At 74.4% G+C, this 15,144-nt stretch carries 12 protein-coding genes; 8 read left to right on the forward strand and 4 right to left on the reverse strand.

What is annotated here, in order from left to right; translation table 11 throughout:
- Positions 1-2 precede the first annotated feature (2 nt).
- Positions 3-725 (forward strand): class I SAM-dependent methyltransferase, encoded by a 723-nt coding sequence (locus ABII15_RS34105; RefSeq protein ID WP_353946133.1) that lies wholly within the window; start codon positions 3-5, stop codon positions 723-725.
- Positions 722-2,305 (forward strand): FAD-dependent oxidoreductase, encoded by a 1,584-nt coding sequence (locus tag ABII15_RS34110; RefSeq protein WP_353946134.1) that lies wholly within the window; start codon positions 722-724, stop codon positions 2,303-2,305. Before ABII15_RS34105 ends, ABII15_RS34110 begins: the two co-directional genes overlap by 4 nt.
- A 14-nt stretch (positions 2,306-2,319) precedes the next feature.
- Here the strand turns inward: ABII15_RS34110 and ABII15_RS34115 are convergent, their stop codons facing one another.
- Complete coding sequence (locus ABII15_RS34115) at positions 2,320-3,288, reverse strand: zinc-binding dehydrogenase (RefSeq protein WP_353946135.1); 969 nt, start codon at positions 3,286-3,288, stop codon at positions 2,320-2,322.
- Between the two features lie 119 nt (positions 3,289-3,407).
- On the opposite strand from ABII15_RS34115, the gene ABII15_RS34120 reads away from it, so the two are divergent.
- Positions 3,408-4,064: a helix-turn-helix domain-containing protein gene (locus tag ABII15_RS34120; RefSeq protein ID WP_353946136.1), complete on the forward strand. Its 657-nt coding sequence runs from the start codon at positions 3,408-3,410 to the stop codon at positions 4,062-4,064.
- Here the strand turns inward: ABII15_RS34120 and ABII15_RS34125 are convergent.
- A complete protein-coding gene (locus tag ABII15_RS34125; protein WP_353946137.1) occupies positions 4,037-4,807 on the reverse strand; it encodes a polysaccharide deacetylase family protein in 771 nt (256 codons plus the stop codon). The genes ABII15_RS34120 and ABII15_RS34125 overlap by 28 nt on opposite strands.
- A 420-nt stretch (positions 4,808-5,227) precedes the next feature.
- Here ABII15_RS34125 and ABII15_RS34130 point away from each other — a divergent pair, with 420 nt between their 5' ends.
- From ABII15_RS34130 to ABII15_RS34140, 3 genes are all read left to right on the forward strand, one after another.
- Positions 5,228-9,121, forward strand: a complete 3,894-nt coding sequence (locus tag ABII15_RS34130) for a Pls/PosA family non-ribosomal peptide synthetase (RefSeq protein WP_353946138.1) — start codon at positions 5,228-5,230, stop codon at positions 9,119-9,121.
- A 71-nt stretch (positions 9,122-9,192) separates the two neighbouring features.
- Positions 9,193-10,512, forward strand: coding sequence for a M1 family metallopeptidase (locus tag ABII15_RS34135; RefSeq protein ID WP_353946139.1), 1,320 nt, complete (start codon positions 9,193-9,195; stop codon positions 10,510-10,512).
- A gap of 9 nt (positions 10,513-10,521) precedes the next feature.
- Positions 10,522-10,953, forward strand: coding sequence for a MazG nucleotide pyrophosphohydrolase domain-containing protein (locus tag ABII15_RS34140; protein ID WP_353946140.1), 432 nt, complete (start codon positions 10,522-10,524; stop codon positions 10,951-10,953).
- A 15-nt stretch (positions 10,954-10,968) separates the two neighbouring features.
- On the opposite strand, the gene ABII15_RS34145 is transcribed toward ABII15_RS34140, so the two are convergent.
- Positions 10,969-11,868: an Lrp/AsnC family transcriptional regulator gene (locus tag ABII15_RS34145; protein ID WP_353946141.1), complete on the reverse strand. Its 900-nt coding sequence runs from the start codon at positions 11,866-11,868 to the stop codon at positions 10,969-10,971.
- A gap of 172 nt (positions 11,869-12,040) precedes the next feature.
- Between ABII15_RS34145 and ABII15_RS34150 the strand changes: the two genes are divergently transcribed.
- On the forward strand, positions 12,041-13,042 hold the full coding sequence (locus tag ABII15_RS34150; RefSeq protein WP_353946142.1) for a C-terminal binding protein: 1,002 nt from the start codon (positions 12,041-12,043) through the stop codon (positions 13,040-13,042).
- On the forward strand, positions 13,039-13,830 hold the full coding sequence (locus ABII15_RS34155) for a class II aldolase/adducin family protein (RefSeq protein ID WP_353946143.1): 792 nt from the start codon (positions 13,039-13,041) through the stop codon (positions 13,828-13,830). Before ABII15_RS34150 ends, ABII15_RS34155 begins: the two co-directional genes overlap by 4 nt.
- 36 nt (positions 13,831-13,866) lie before the next feature.
- Here ABII15_RS34155 and ABII15_RS34160 read toward each other — a convergent pair whose 3' ends face one another.
- Entirely contained in the window at positions 13,867-15,051 is a 1,185-nt protein-coding gene (locus ABII15_RS34160) for a helix-turn-helix domain-containing protein (protein WP_353946144.1), read from the reverse strand.
- Positions 15,052-15,144: the final 93 nt, after the last annotated feature.

A 15,144-nucleotide genomic window follows, 5' to 3' on the forward strand; every position in this document is an offset into this window, starting at 1 on the left:
CCATGCCCACGATGCGCGATGCCGCGCTCGCCTCGGCTTTCGACCACGCCGCGCGCACCTACGACACCCTCGTGCGCGCCAATCCCGGCTACCACGCCCATCTACGCCGCTCGGCACGCCGCCTGGGCCTGCCCGCACAGGGGCGCGGTCTGCGGGTGCTGGACCTGGGCTGCGGAACGGGGGCGTCCACCGCCGCGCTGCTGTCCGTGCTGCCCGAAGCGGAGATCACCGCCGTCGACGCCTCCGCGGGCATGCTGGAGCGGGCCGAGGCGAAGGACTGGCCGTCCAGCGTCACTTTCACCCACAGCCCGGCCGAACACCTGGCCGAGGCGGGGATCGAGGGCGGCTTCGACGCCGTGTTCGCCGCCTATCTGTTCCGCAACACGGCCGACCCCGACCGCGTCCTGGCCTCCGTACGGGACGTGCTCGCCCCCGGCGGCCGGGTGGCCGTGCACGAGTACACCCTCAGCGGCCGCCGTCACCACCGCGCGCTCTGGTCGGCGGTCTGCGCCGGACTGCTGCCCGTCACCACGGCGCTTGGGGACGGCGCCCTCTACCGGCATCTGTGGCGCAGCGTCGTCGAGTTCGACACCGCCGCGCTCTTCGCCCGCCGGCTGACGGCCGCGGGCTTCTCCCGGGTCGCGGTCCTGCCGCTGCCCGGCTGGCAGACCGGCATCACCCACACCATCGTCGGCCAGGTGCCGCAGGAGAGGACCCGAGGATGAAGCGCCACCCGCAGGCGCCGCCGCAGGCACGCGACCGCCGCGCGGCGCACATCCCGGCCGCGCCCGGAGCGTCCCGGGTCACCGACCCCGCCCCCACGACGGCCGTGGTCGGCGGCGGGATCGCGGGACTCGCCGCCGCCGTGGCACTGGCCGAACGCGGCGTGCGCGTCACCCTCTTCGAGCGGGAGGCCACGCTCGGCGGGCGGCTCGCCGGGTGGACCACCGAACTGGCCGACGGCTCCACGGCCACGATGAGCCGTGGCTTCCACGCCTTCTTCCGCCAGTACTACAACCTGCGGGCCCTGCTGCGGCGCACCGATCCGCACCTGGAACGGCTGACCGCGCTGCCCGACTACCCGCTCTGGCACGCCGACGGCCTGCGGGACAGCTTCCGGCACGTCCCGCGCACCCCGCCGTGGAGCGCCCTCGGCTTCGCCCTGCGCAGCCCCACCTTCACCCTTCGCGACCTTCCCCGGATCAACGCGCGGGCGGCCCTCCCGCTGATGGACGTCAGCGTCCCGGAGGTCTACGACCGGCTGGACGGCGTCAGCGCGCACGACTTCCTGCACGCCATCCGATTCCCCGAGGCCGCCCACCACTTGGCGTTCGAGGTGTTCTCCCGGAGCTTCTTCGCCGACCCGCGCCGGCTCTCGGCCGCCGAGATGGTGCTGATGTTCCACATCTACTTCCTCGGCTCGGCCGAGGGCCTCCTCTTCGACGTGCCCGACGACCCCTTCCCGACCGCCCTGTGGGACCCGCTGGCCCGCTACCTCGAGGAGCGCGGCGCCGACATCCGCGTCGCGCAGCCGGTCGACCGTCTCGCCTCGTCCTCCGACGGCGGGTTCACCCTCACCGCCGGGTCGCACACCGGGCACTACGACGCCTGCGTCCTCGCCCTCGACACGGGCGGTCTGCAACACCTGGTCCGCGACAGCCCCGACGTCGCCGACGCGTCGTGGTACGCCCGGATCGCGCGACTGCGGACGGCCCCCTCCTTCCTCGTCTCCCGGCTGTGGCTCGACCGGCCCGTCGCCGCCGACCGCGCGGGATTCCTCGGGACCAGCGGCTACGGCACCCTGGACAACGTCAGCGTGCTGGAGCGCTGGGAGAACGAGGCACACCAGTGGTTCCGCCGCACGGGCGGCTCGGTCGTGGAACTCCACGCCTACGCCCTCGACGGCCTCGTCGACCGGGCGACCGAGGAGAAGCGGCTCATCGACCAACTGCACCAGGTGTATCCGGAGACCCGCGCGGCACGCATCGTCGACGCCCGCCACGAGTGGCGCGACGACTGCCCGATGTTCGCGGTGTCGGGGTACGGGGACCGGCCCACGGTCCGCACCTCCAACCCCCGCCTCATGATCGCGGGCGATCTGGTCCGCACCGATCTGCCGGTGGCGCTGATGGAACGCGCCGCGACCAGCGGCATGCTCGCCGCCAACGCGCTGCTGCGCCAATGGCGGGTGCGGGGACACGAGTTGTGGACGGTACCCCTGCGCGGGCGCGATCCACTGCTGCGCCACCTCGCGCGCTGGAGCGCGGGACCACGACGGGGGAGGTCCGCACATTCCCCGAGGTGACGGGTCCGCTCGTCTCAGGGGGTCAGCACGATCCGGCCGAACACCCGGCCCTCGTCCATCGCCCGGTGGGCGGCCGCCGCCCGGTCCAGCGGCAGGACCTCGTGCACGACCGTCCGCAGCTCCCCGCGCGCGGCGGCGGCGAACTGGGCCGCCCGCACGGCCTGCCGGTCCGGGCCCGGCACGGTGTCGGAGCTGAAGGTGGCGAACGACAGTGACGAACGGAAGGCGTCGATCAGCCGCATGCCGAAGTCCTCGGGAGGCTGTCCGCCGACCACGCCGACGGCGACACAGCGCCCGTTCGGCCGCAACATGTCCAGGAAGTCGGGCAGTTGCGGCCCCGCGACGACATCGATCACCACGTCGAAGCCCTCGAGCGCCTCGTCCCCGCCGGAGACGGCCCCGGAGCGGTCGAGGACATGGGTCGCACCCAGCTCCCGCAGGCGGGCCCCACGCTCCGCCGACGAGGTGGTGACCGCCACCGCGCCCGCGCCGCCCCGGGCCGCGAGCTGCACCGCCGTGACCCCGATGCTGCCCGCCGCACCCCGTACGAGCACCGCGTCGCCCGGCGTGAAACGGGCCCGCTCCAGGGCGAAGTGGGCGACCACACCGGAACCGCCGAGCGTCACCGCGTCGGCGCCGCCGAGGCCGTCCGGCAGCGCCAGTACGTCGTCGACCGAGGCGACCGCGTGCTCGGCGTACCCGCCGGACAGCCCCGTGAAGGCCCAGACACGCCGCCCGGACCACCCGGCGTCCACGCCCTCTCCCACGGCGGTGACGCGCCCCGCGACCTCGCTGCCCGGAAGGTGGCCCTCGCGGAAACCGTAGGCGGCCAAGGTGCCCCGGCGGATCACCGCGTCCGCGCCGCCCACCCCGATCGCCTCCGTCGCGATCCGCACCTGCCCCGGGCCGGGCACCGGCTCGGGCACATCGACGACCTCCAGCCCGTCCGGCTCGCCGAACGTCCTGATGACCACTGCTTTCATCGCTGCTCCTCGGGGTGGGTGACGGGCGGGCCGCCGCCGGAATGCTGAGATGGCGGGGCGGCGGCACCACCGTCGGACCGTAGGGGACACCCACCTCCGCTCGACCGAAGTGAGAGACGATGACCGGCGAATTGCCTCGGACCGCGCGCTCCGACGCCCGCGACAACCGGGCCCGCGTCCTGGCGGCCGCCCGCGCGGTGTTCGGCGAGAGAGGCCTGGGCGCGCCCGTGCGCGAGGTGGCCCGGCGGGCGGGCGTGGGCCCCGCCACGCTCTACCGGCACTTCCCGGCCAAGGCCGACCTGATCACGGAGACCTTCGCCGAGCAGCGGCGGATCTGCCGCGCCGCCGTCCGCGACGCCCTGGCCGACCCGGACCCCTGGCACGGCTTCCGCACGCTGATCGAGCAGGTTTGCGAACTCCACGGGCACAGCCTGGGCTTCGCCGACGTGTTCATGGCGGCGTTCCCCGAGGCCATGGACTTCGCCGCCGACCGGGAACAGACCCTGCGCGCGGTCACCGAACTGGCCCGCAGGTCCCAGCGGAGCGGCGACCTCCGCCCCGACTTCGTCATCGACGACCTGATCCTCATGCTCATGGCCCACCGCGGCCTGCACGACACACCCCGCGCCGCACGCGTCGCGGCCTCCCGCCGCTTCGCCGCGTACGTGATCGAGGCGTTCCGCGCCGTACCGGGGACGGCCGCGCCCGTCACGCTGCCGCCGCCCCCGCACCTGCGCGGCGCCGGACCTCAGCGCACGGGAAAGCCGAAGGAGTAACCCTTCTTCTTGAGCTCGGGCAGGACCTGGCGCAGGGCTTCGACCGTCTGGGTACGGTCGCCGCCCGCGTCGTGGAAGAGGACCGTCGGCCCGTTGGGCAGCTCCTGTTCCACGGTGGCGACGATGGCGGCCGTTCCCGGGCGCTCGAAGTCCTTGGTGTCCACGTTCCAGCCCAGCGGGCGCATACCGCGGGAGGCGGCGAGCTTGCGGCTGTACGGGGTGAAGGCCCCGCCGGGCGCCCGGTAGTACATCGGCCGTACCCCGCCGGACGCCTCGGTGATCATCCGCTCCGCGTCGAGGATCTCCTGCGACTGGTAGGCGTCGGGCCGCTTGTCCATCGCGGTGTTGTGCGACACGGTGTGGTCGCACAGACGGTGCCCGGCCGCGACGACCTTCTTGACGAGATCCGGGTGGGCCTGTGCCTGGGTGCCCACCATGCAGAAGGTCGCCTTCACCCCGTACTCCTTGAGCACGGCGAGTACTTGAGGCGTCCACTCGGGGTCGGGGCCGTCGTCGATGGTGATGTTCACCCCGCGGGGCCCCGCGTCGGAGGCGTGCGCGATGCTCACCGCGACCGCCTTCGGAACCTTGCCCCGCGCGGTGGCGCTCGCCCTCGGCGCCGTCCCGTTCGCCTCGCCCGCCTGCGCGGTCCACACCGAGACGCCCCCGGCGAGCACGGTCACCGCGAGCGCCGCCCCCACCACTCTGCTGTTCCAGCTCTGCCCGCCGCTCCGCCGTGCCATGTCCGTTCCTCCCGCGCCGTGCCTCACCGATGCCGCTGATGTCGCGGCCACTTGGCAGGACGAGTGGGAGGGGGCCGCGGATCCGTCCGTTACCGATCACGGACAATTCCGCAGGCGTTCGCGGACACAGGGGCGGTGCGCCGGGTGCGGGCGCGTCGTGGCTGGTCGTGCGGTTCCCCGCGCCCCTGAGGCGCGCCTCTTCCGGCGGGATGCCCGCACGAGGTGCGCACCTCCGGGGCGCGGGAAATCGCGCGACCAGCCCCCCACCGGAGCCGCAGATTGGCGGAGACGAGGTGGCCGACTCATGGGCCGGGATTAGGATGTGGCGCTTGCCCGGCCCCCGGGCCGGGCGGGTTCAGGCAGACCTGGAACGGAACGCCCACGCTCCCGGGAATGCGCGGCCCCCGACGTCAGGACCCGATGCCAGCCACGCGTGCGAACGCCGAAGTCGGCCTGCTCGAAGCGGAGATGAGCGACCGGCCCGAGGGCATGGCCCTCTTCACCGGAGGATGCGCCGCACCGCCGCGCACCCTCGTGGACCTGCTCGACGCGACAGTACGGGCGCACCCCGACGAGCCCGCCCTCGACGACGGCACCCGCCAACTGACGTACCGCGCACTGGCCGCCGCCGTGGAACACCTACGGCGCGGACTCGACGCGGCCGGGGTCGGGCACGGCGACCGCGTCGGCATCCGCCTCCCGAGCGGCACGAACGAGCTGTACGTGGCGATCCTCGCGGTCCTCGCCGCCGGCGCGGCCTACGTGCCGGTCGACGCCGACGACCCCGACGACCGCGCCGAGCTGGTCTTCGGCGAGGCGGGGGTCAGAACCGTCATCGGCGCCGGACACCGCTTCACGGTGGACAAACCCGCGGACGTGCCCGCCGCACGGCCCGCACCCGGCGACGACGCGTGGATCATCTTCACGTCCGGTTCGACGGGCAGGCCGAAGGGCGTCGCCGTCCACCACCGCGCCGCCGCGGCGTTCGTCGACGCGGAGGCCGCGCTGTTCCTCACCGACGATCCGATCGGCCCCGGCGACCGGGTGATGGCCGGGCTGTCCGTCGCGTTCGACGCATCCTGCGAGGAGATGTGGCTGGCCTGGCGGCACGGCGCCTGCCTGGTACCGGTGCCGCGGGCACAGGTGCGCGGCGGCGCCGACCTCGGCCCCTGGCTGGTCGAGCAGGAGATCACCGTGATCTCCACCGTGCCCACCCTCGCCGCCCTCTGGGAGCCCGAGACCCTCGACGACGTCCGGCTGCTCATCTTCGGCGGCGAGGCCTGCCCGCCCGAACTCGCCCGCCGCCTGGTCACCGAGGGCCGCGAGGTGTGGAACACCTACGGGCCCACCGAGACCACGGTCGTCGCCTGCGCCGCCCTGATGACGGGCGCCGACCCGGTCCGCATCGGACTGCCCCTGAACGGCTGGGAACTGGCCGTCGTCGACGACGCCGGCCGGCCCGTCCCGATGGGCGGGAGCGGCCAGCTCGTCATCGGCGGCACCGGACTCGCCCGCTATCTCGACGCCGCCAAGGACGCCGAGAAGTACGCGCCGCTGGAGCCGCTGGGCTGGCCGCGCGCCTATCGCAGCGGCGACCTGGTCAGGGCCGACCCGGAAGGGCTCGTCTTCCTCGGGCGCGGCGACGAACAGATCAAGCTCGGCGGCCGGCGCATCGAACTCGGCGAGGTCGACGCCGCGTTGGCGGCGCTGCCCGGCGTCGCGGGCGCGGCCGCCGCCGTCCGCACGGCCCCCGGCGGCAACCAGCTCCTCGTCGGCTACCTCGTCACCCAGGACGGCTTCGACCGCACGGCCGCCCTCGGCCGGCTCCGCGCCGAACTGCCCGCGGCCCTCGTACCGTTGCTGGCCCCCGTCGATGACCTGCCCACCCGCACCTCCGGCAAGGTCGACCGCGACGCGCTGCCCTGGCCGCTGCCCGGCACGGACACCGGCGCCGACGGCACGGCCGAGCAGCTGTACGGCACCGAGGCCTGGCTCGCCGAACAGTGGGGCGACATCCTCGGCGTCCCCGTGAGCGGCGCCCGCGACGACTTCTTCGCACTCGGCGGCGGCAGCCTGGCCGCCGCCCGGCTCACCACACGGCTGCGCACCCGCTACCCGGACGCCGCCGTCATCGACATCTACGAACGGCCCGTCCTGCGCAAACTGGCCCGCAGGCTGGAGAAGTCCGCGCAGAACGACGGCGCCACCCGCACCGTCGCCCCTGTTCCCCGGCGCACCCAGGCGGCCCAGACCGCCCTGCTGCTGCCGCTGTTCACCCTCGTAGGACTGCGCTGGACCGTCGCCCTCGCGGCACTCGGCAACGTCCTGCACCGGCTCGGCCCCTACCCGTGGGCGCCGTCCGCCTCCTGGTGGCTCGTCGCCGCCGGCGCACTCGTCCTGTACAGCCCGCCGGGGCGGCTGGCCGTCGCGGCGGGCGGCGCCCGGCTGCTGCTGCGCGGCGTCGAACCCGGCACCTACCCGCGCGGCGGCCGGGTCCACCTGCGCCTGTGGACCGCCGAACGCCTCGCCGAGTACAGCGGCGCGACCTCCCTGACCGGCTCCTGGCTCGAACGGTACGCGCGGGCCCTCGGCGCCCGGGTCGGCGCCGACGTCGACCTGCACTCGCTGCCCCCGGTCACCGGTCTGCTCAAGCTGGGCCGCGGCTGCGCCGTCGAGGCCGAGGTCGACCTGTCCGGGCACTGGCTCGACGGCGACCGGCTGGAGATCGGCGCGGTCAAGGTCGGCGCGGGGGCCGTCGTCGGCACCCGCAGCGTGCTCTTCCCGGGCGCCCGGGTCGGCAAGCGCGCCGAGGTCGCCCCCGGCTCGGCCGTGCGCGGACAACTGCCCACCGGCCAGCGCTGGGCGGGCTCACCCGCCGTCAAACTCGGCAAGGCCCGGCGCGACTGGCCGCGCGAGCGACCCCCGCGCGCCGTGCTCTGGCGCGCCATGTACGGCCTGACGGGCAGCACCCTCAGCCTGCTTCCGGTCCTCGCCGCGCTCCCCGCGCTGTGCCTGGCCCGCACCTTCGTGCCCGCCGACGCCGCCCTCGGGGAGGCCGTACGCGGCGCCCTGGGCGCGCTCGTCCCCGCGACCCTGCTCTTCGGCCTCGCCTTCGCCGCGCTGATCCTCGTCGGCGTCCGGCTGCTCAGCCTCGGCCTGCGCGCCGGCACCCGGCCCACGCACAGCCGCACCGGCTGGCAGGCGTGGACCGTCACCCAGCTCATGGACCAGTCCCGGCAGACCCTCTTCCCGCTGTACGCCGGACTCGTCACCCCTGTCTGGATGCGGCTGCTCGGCATGCGCGTGGGGCGCGGCGCCGAGGTGTCCACCGTGCTCGGGCTGCCCGGCCTGACCACAGTGGGGGAGGGCGCCTTCCTCGCCGACGACACCCTGACCGCCCCGTACGAACTCGGCGGCGGCTGGATCCGCGTCGGCCGCGCCGACATCGGACGGCGCGCCTTCCTCGGCAACTCCGGCATGACCGCACCCGGCCGCGCCGTCCCCGACGACGGCCTGGTCGGCGTGTTGTCGGCCACCCCCAAGAAGGCCCGGCGGGGCAGCTCCTACCTGGGCCTGCCCCCGGTCGAACTGCCCCGCACGGTCGCCGTCCGCGACGACCGCCGCACCTACGCGCCGCCCGCCCGGCTCAAGGCGGCCCGCGCCCTGGTCGAACTGTGCCGGCTCGTCCCTGTGTGCTGCTCGGCGGCGCTGTTCGTCCTCGTGGCCGCGGCCCTCACCGCCGCCGCGGCCCACGGCTGGTGGCTCGCGGCACTGCTGTCCGGCGCGGTGCTGCTGGGCGCCGGGGCGCTCGGGTGCCTCGTCTCCGTCGCCGCCAAGTGGCTGCTCGTCGGCCGGCACCGGCCCGGGGAACACCCGCTGTGGTGCGGTTTCGTGTGGCGGGGCGAGCTCGCCGACACCTTCGTCGAGACGGTCGCCGTGCCCTGGCTCGCCGGGGCCGTCCCCGGCACCCCGGTGCTGACGCTGTGGCTGCGCGCCCTCGGCGCGCGGATCGGCCGGGGCGCGTGGTGCGAGACCTACTGGCTCCCGGAGACCGACCTCGTCACCGTCGGACCGGCCGCGAGCGTCAACCGGGGCTGTGTCCTGCAGACCCACCTCTTCCATGATCGGATCCTGCGGACGGATACTGTTGTTCTCCGTGCGGGCGCCACGCTGGGCCCGGGCGGAGTCGTCCTGCCGGGCAGCGAGATCGGAGCCCGTACGACCCTGGGCCCCGCGTCCCTCGTCATGGCCGGCGAGTCGGTACCGGCGGACACCCGCTGGCTGGGCAACCCGATCGAGGCCTGGCGCCCCTGAAGCGGCGGGCCGCCCTCGACGACGGCCCGCCGGCGCACCGTACGAGGACAGGGCAGGGGAGCGGACCAGGCGTGAGCGGGCACCACAGATCGGCACCGGACCCCTACTTCCCGGGCCACGGCGACGCCCGCTTCCGGGTCCACCGCTACGAACTGGCCCTGGACTACCGGCCGGTGCCGAACCGGCTCGCGGGCACCGCCCGGCTCAGCGCGATCGCGGGCCGCGCCCCGCTCACCGAGTTCCAGCTGAACCTGGGCGACTTCCGCATCGACCGCATCCGCGTCGACGGCCGCCCCACGCACTACACCCTGCGCGGCGGCAAACTGCGCGTGCGCCCCGCCAAGCCGCTGGCCGCGAGCGCCGCGTTCACCGTCGACGTGCACTACTCGGGCAACCCCCGGCCGGTCAGCAGCCCCTGGGGCGGCCTCGGCTGGGAGGAGCTGACCGACGGCGCGCTGGTCGCCAGCCAGCCGGTGGGGGCGCCGTCCTGGTACCCGTGCAACGACCGGCCCGCGGACAAGGCCGCGTACCAGATCTCCGTCACCGCACCCTCGGCGTACGAGGTGGTGACCGGCGGCCGGCTGCTGACCCGCACCACGCGGGCCTCCACCACCACCTGGCTCTACGAACAGCCCGCGCCGACGTCGAGCTATCTGGTCGGCCTGTCCATCGGCAAGTACCAGACGGTGCTGCTCGGCGACCCGGGGCTCAGGGGAGTGCCGCAGACCGGCCACTTCCCGGCCCGGCTCCTCGCCGACTTCTCCCGGGACTTCGCCCGGCAGCCGCGGATGATGAACCTCTTCGAGGAGCTCTTCGGGCCCTACCCCTTCGGCGAGTACGCCGTCGTGGTCGCCGACGAGGAACTCGACATCCCGGTCGAGGCCCAGGGAATGTCGCTCTTCGGCGTCAACCACGTGGACGGCGCCCGGGGCGCGGAGCGGCTCGTCGCGCACGAACTCGCCCACCAGTGGTTCGGCAACAGCGTCACCGTCGCCGACTGGCGGCACATCTGGCTCAACGAGGGCCCGGCCAAGTACGCGGAGTGGCTGTGGTCCGAGCGCTCGGGCGCCCACCCCGCCCGTGAACTGGCCCTGGCCGCCCACCGCTCGCTCGCCGCTCAGCCCCAGGACCTCCAACTCGCCGATCCGGGGCGCAAGTCGATGTTCGACGACCGGCTCTACGAGCGCGGCGCGCTCACCGTGCACGCGGTCCGCCACGCCCTCGGCGACGCCGCGTTCTTCCGGATGCTGCGCGAGTGGACCGCCGTCCACCGGCACGGAGTGGTCAGCACCGAGATGTTCACCGCGCACGCCGCCCGCTTCGCCCCCCGCCCGCTGGACGACCTCTTCGAGGTCTGGCTGTACGAGAGGCAGCTGCCCCCTCTCCCCTAGGGTCGGGTCATGGATCATGAACCGATGCGCAGTGTCGCCGAATTCCGCGCGGCGTTCGACGGACAGGCGGACGCCACACGCCCCGAACTGGCCGAACTGAGGCGGGAGCTGCTCACCGAAGAGGCGCGGGAGGCGGCCGAGGCCCTGACCCACCTCGCCGAGTCGCTGCGCACCGGCGCCGATCCGGCCGCGGCGTACACGGCGCTGGCCAAGGAACTCGCCGACGTCCTCTACGTCACCTATGGCGCCGCGGACGCCCTGGGCATCGACCTGCCGGCCGTCTTCGCCGAGGTCCACCGGTCCAACATGAGCAAGCGGGACGCGGACGGCCAGGTCCTGCGCCGGGCCGACGGCAAGGTCCTCAAGGGCCCCGGCTACCGGCCGCCGGACCTCGACGGGCTCGTCGAGTGGCCGGGCGCGACGGCCCGCCGCGAACCGTGAGGCGGGGCCGCGCCGTCACACGGTGTGCGGCCCCATGTCGTAGCGCTCCTTGACCAGTTCGAGGTGGAGCCAGCTCTCCACCTCGCGCACCCGCGGCAGCTCCCGCATCTCCTCCAGCGTGGTGCGGACGGCGGCGAAGGACTCGGCGGTGATGGTGCCGACCAGCTCGGCGCTGCCCAGACACGTGGACAGGAACGTCACCCGGGAGAGGGCGGCCACCCGCCGCGCCGTCTCCGCCGCCGCGCCGGTCACCCGCAGGCTGAACCCGCACAGATAGCCCATCCCGAGCACCTCGGGCCGCACCAGCGCGACCACCTGGGCCACGCCCCCGTCGAGGAGGCGCAGCGTGCGGGAGCGGGTGGCGCCCGCCGACAGCCCGATCCGAGCCGCCAGCTCGGCGAACGGCAGCCGCCCGTCCTCCTCCAGCTCCGCGAGGATCCGCTCGTCCACGGCGTCCTGCGGCGCGACGGTCGGCTCCTCGGCCGGCAGATACGGGTCCTTCACGTGCCGCGTCGCGATCAGCGGGTCCACGCAGCGCACCCCGTCGAGCGCCCGGATGTGCTCGATCGTCCGCTCCAGCTCGTCGAACCCCGCCGTCCGCAGCTCCGTCATGATCGACCGGCGCCCGCTGGTCAGCGTCACGAACGGGGCCGCGGACAGCTCGGCGATCGCGCGCGCGACCGGCCCCGCGGCGCCCTCCGTGCCGATGGCCAGATGCGCGGAGGCGGTCAGCCGCCGCACGGCGGGATGGGTGATGGCCACGACGCGCACCGCGCCCGACTCCTGGAGCCGCTGCACCCGCATCCGGGTCGCCGGCCGGGACAGGCCCACCCGCTGGGCCAGCGTCTCGTAGGTCAGCCGGCCGTCGGTCTGCAGCTCGCGCACGATCGCCAGGTCGGTCTCGTCGAGATCCACGGGTCGGTCCCCTCGGTCAGCGGTTCGGCCCGGCCGTGGCGCGGCCGGGGTCTGGGGTCATTCTCGGACAGCTCCCGGACAGTGCGACCGTACCGTTGGAGGTGGACAAGAGCGGCAGTCGAAACGTAAGTTTCATTCCCATGTTGCGATCGAATTATTCCTGGAGGACGGTGTGACGCGTCCCGTCGCCGTGATCACCGAGACGGCGGAGCTCGACCCCGAGCCGGGCCTGCGCCTGCTGTCCGAGGCCGGCTTCGAGGCCCGGCTCGTCGGCAGCCGCGACCCGGAGGCCATCGCCGCCGCCGCGCACGACGCCGTCGCGCTGATCGTCGGGTACGCCCGTGTCGACGCGGCGCTGCTCGACCGGCTGCCCGCCGTGCGGATGCTCGCCACCATGTCGGCGGGGACCGACATGATCGACGTCCAGGAGGCGGAGCGGCGCGGCCTGTGGGTGGCCAACCTGCCGGACGCGGCCACCGAGGACGTCGCCGTGCACGCCCTCGCCCAGGCGCTCGCCCTCGTCCGCCGCCTGCCGCAGGCCGACGCCCTGGTCCGGGGCGGCGGCTGGAGCGACGACTTCATCGAAGTCCCACGCCGGTCGAGCGAGTTGACGCTCGGGCTGCTCGGCTTCGGCCGCATCGCCCGCATGCTCGCCCGGATCGCCGCCCCGCTCTTCGGGCGGGTCGTCGCCCACGACCCGCACGCCACCGGCCGGCCCGACGGCGTCGACCTGGTCGACCTGGACACGCTGATCGCCGACGCGGACGTGCTCTCCCTGCACATCCCGTCCACCCCGCGGACCCGCGGCATGATCGACGGCCCGCTCCTGGCCCGGATGCGGCCCGGCAGCCTCCTCGTGAACGTCGCCCGGGGTGATCTGGTCGACCCCGGCGCGCTGCTCACCGCCCTCGACGGCGGCCCGCTCGCCGGCGCCGCCCTCGACGTCTTCCCGACCGAGCCGCCCGCCGCCGACGACCCGCTGCGCACCCACCCCCGGCTGCTGCTCTCCCCGCACAGCGCCTTCCTCACCGACGCCTCGCTGCACGCCTACGCCACCGACCCCGCGCGCAACGTCATCGCCTGGTGGACCACCGGCCGCCCGCACACCCCGGTGACCGGCCCGGCCACCACCCCCGCCCCCGGCACCACACCCCGGCAAGGAGCCCCCGCGTGACCGACATCCTCACCACACCCGCCCCGGCCGCCGACGCCGCCACCGAGGAACTGCGCCTGCGCCGCGAACTCGCCGCCGTCTACCGGCTCGTCGCGCACTTCCGCATGACCGACCTGATCTTCACCCACATCTCCCAGCGGCTGCCGGGCCCCGACCACCACTTCCTCATCAACCCCTACGGGCTGCTCTTCGAGGAGATCACCGCCTCGAACCTGGTCAAGATCGACCTCGACGGCAACCCGGTCGAGCCGACCCCGCACCCGGTCAACCCGGCCGGATTCGTCATCCACAGCGCGATCCACAAGGCCCGCACCGACGCCCACTGCGTGCTGCACACGCACACCAAGGCGGGCTGCGCCGTCGCCGCGCAGCAGGGCGGCCTGCTGCCGGTGAACCAGATGTCGATGGAGTTCCACAACCGCGTCGGCTACCACGACTACGAGGGCGTCGCCCTCAACCTCGACGAGCAGCAGCGCCTCGTCGCCGACCTCGGCGGCCACCCCGCGCTCATCCTGCGCAACCACGGCCTGCTGACCGTCGGCGACAGCGCCAAGCAGGCGTTCCTGCGCATGTACTACCTGGAGAAGGCCTGCGAGATCCAGGTCACCGCCCAGGCCGGCGGCACCCCGCTGATCCTCCCCTCGGACCAGGTCGCCGAGTACACCGCCCAGCAGCTCACCGGCGAGGGCGAGGCGGCCTCCGACTTCGAGGACCACGACGCCTACGACCTGGCCTGGGGCGCCCTGCTGCGCCTCGTCGAGCGCGTGGCGCCCGACTACAAGGACTGACGGGCACAAGGACCGACCGGTCGAAGACCGATCGGGTCAGCCGCGGGCCCGCAACGCCACCGCGACCAGCGCCGCGTCGTCGGGCCTGCGTACATCGCGGCCGGTCAGCTGGTGGAAGCGGGCGAAGCGGTGCTGGACCGTGTTGCGGTGGCAGTAGAGCGCGTCGGCCGTCTCCGCGATCGACCCGCTGCCCGACAGATGCGTGCGGACCGTCTCCAGGAGGCGGTCCGCCTCCGTACCGCTCACGCCGGGCCCGTCGAGCCCGCCGAGGACGTCCGCCGCCAGGTCCCGGGTGAAGTCACCGGCCTGGTGCGTCAGCACGTCCAGCCAGCTGTCCTCGAGCAGCCGCGGTGCCGCGGCCCCCGGCGGCAGCACCTGCGCCGTCGCCACCGCGAGGACCGTGGCTCGCGGCACCGCGGCCAGCCCCGACACCGGCGGCGCGACGCCGCACGGTGACCCGGCGAGTTGGTCGAGGACGCCCGCGCGCGTGGTGCGGCGGCCCAACTGCACCACCAGCACCGCCTCGCCGCCGGTCATCTGCTGCTGCACCGGCGCGCCCGCCGACCGCAGCGCCGCCGCCGCCCGGCGCAGACCGGGCCCGTCCGCCGCGGACGCCGCCGCGCACAGATAGCGGCCCGTCGCCGCGAAGCCCAGGGCGAGCCCCGCGTCCCGGACCACGGTCGGATTGCGGCCCTCGCTCTCCAGGAGCCGGGCGAACCACATCCGCCGCTCGTCCTCCTCGCGCCGCCCCATGTCCAGGACCGTGCGCTGATACGCCGTCATGATCCCGGTGACGTGCCCCTCGACGGCCTCCCACACGTGGTACGCGGACTCCACCAGCTCCGCCATGTCCTGCGGCTCCGCGCGCCGCACCAGCGCCGCCCACACCACCCGGAAGTCCAGCCGGGCCGCCTGGAGCAGCGAGTCGAGCGGGACGCCCTGCCGGGCCCGGTCCTCGCCGACCCGCTGCGAGACGTCCGCGATGTGCGGCGGCACCGGCAACTGCGCGACCGTGCGCAGCAGCAGTTCGAAGGCGTGCCAGGCCGTGTCCCGGAACTGGGTGTCCGGCACCCGGTCCGCGTACGTGGTGCGCACCGGACGCACCATCTCCAGCCAGTCGCCGATCAGCCCGTCGATGTTGTCGAGCAGCTGCCCGGCCAGCTCCGCGATGCGCGGCGACGGCGGGGGCAGCTCGGACTCCGGGAGCGCGGGACTGTGCATGTGACCAATCCTGGGTGACGTACGGGTGATATTTCAACGTTGGATTTGTGCTCGCTGCCACGGAAGCTGGGGCGGTCCCGCGGCGAACCGCCC

Origin of the sequence: Streptomyces sp. HUAS MG91, assembly GCF_040529335.1 — a bacterium.
GTDB classification, from domain to species: domain Bacteria; phylum Actinomycetota; class Actinomycetes; order Streptomycetales; family Streptomycetaceae; genus Streptomyces; species Streptomyces tabacisoli.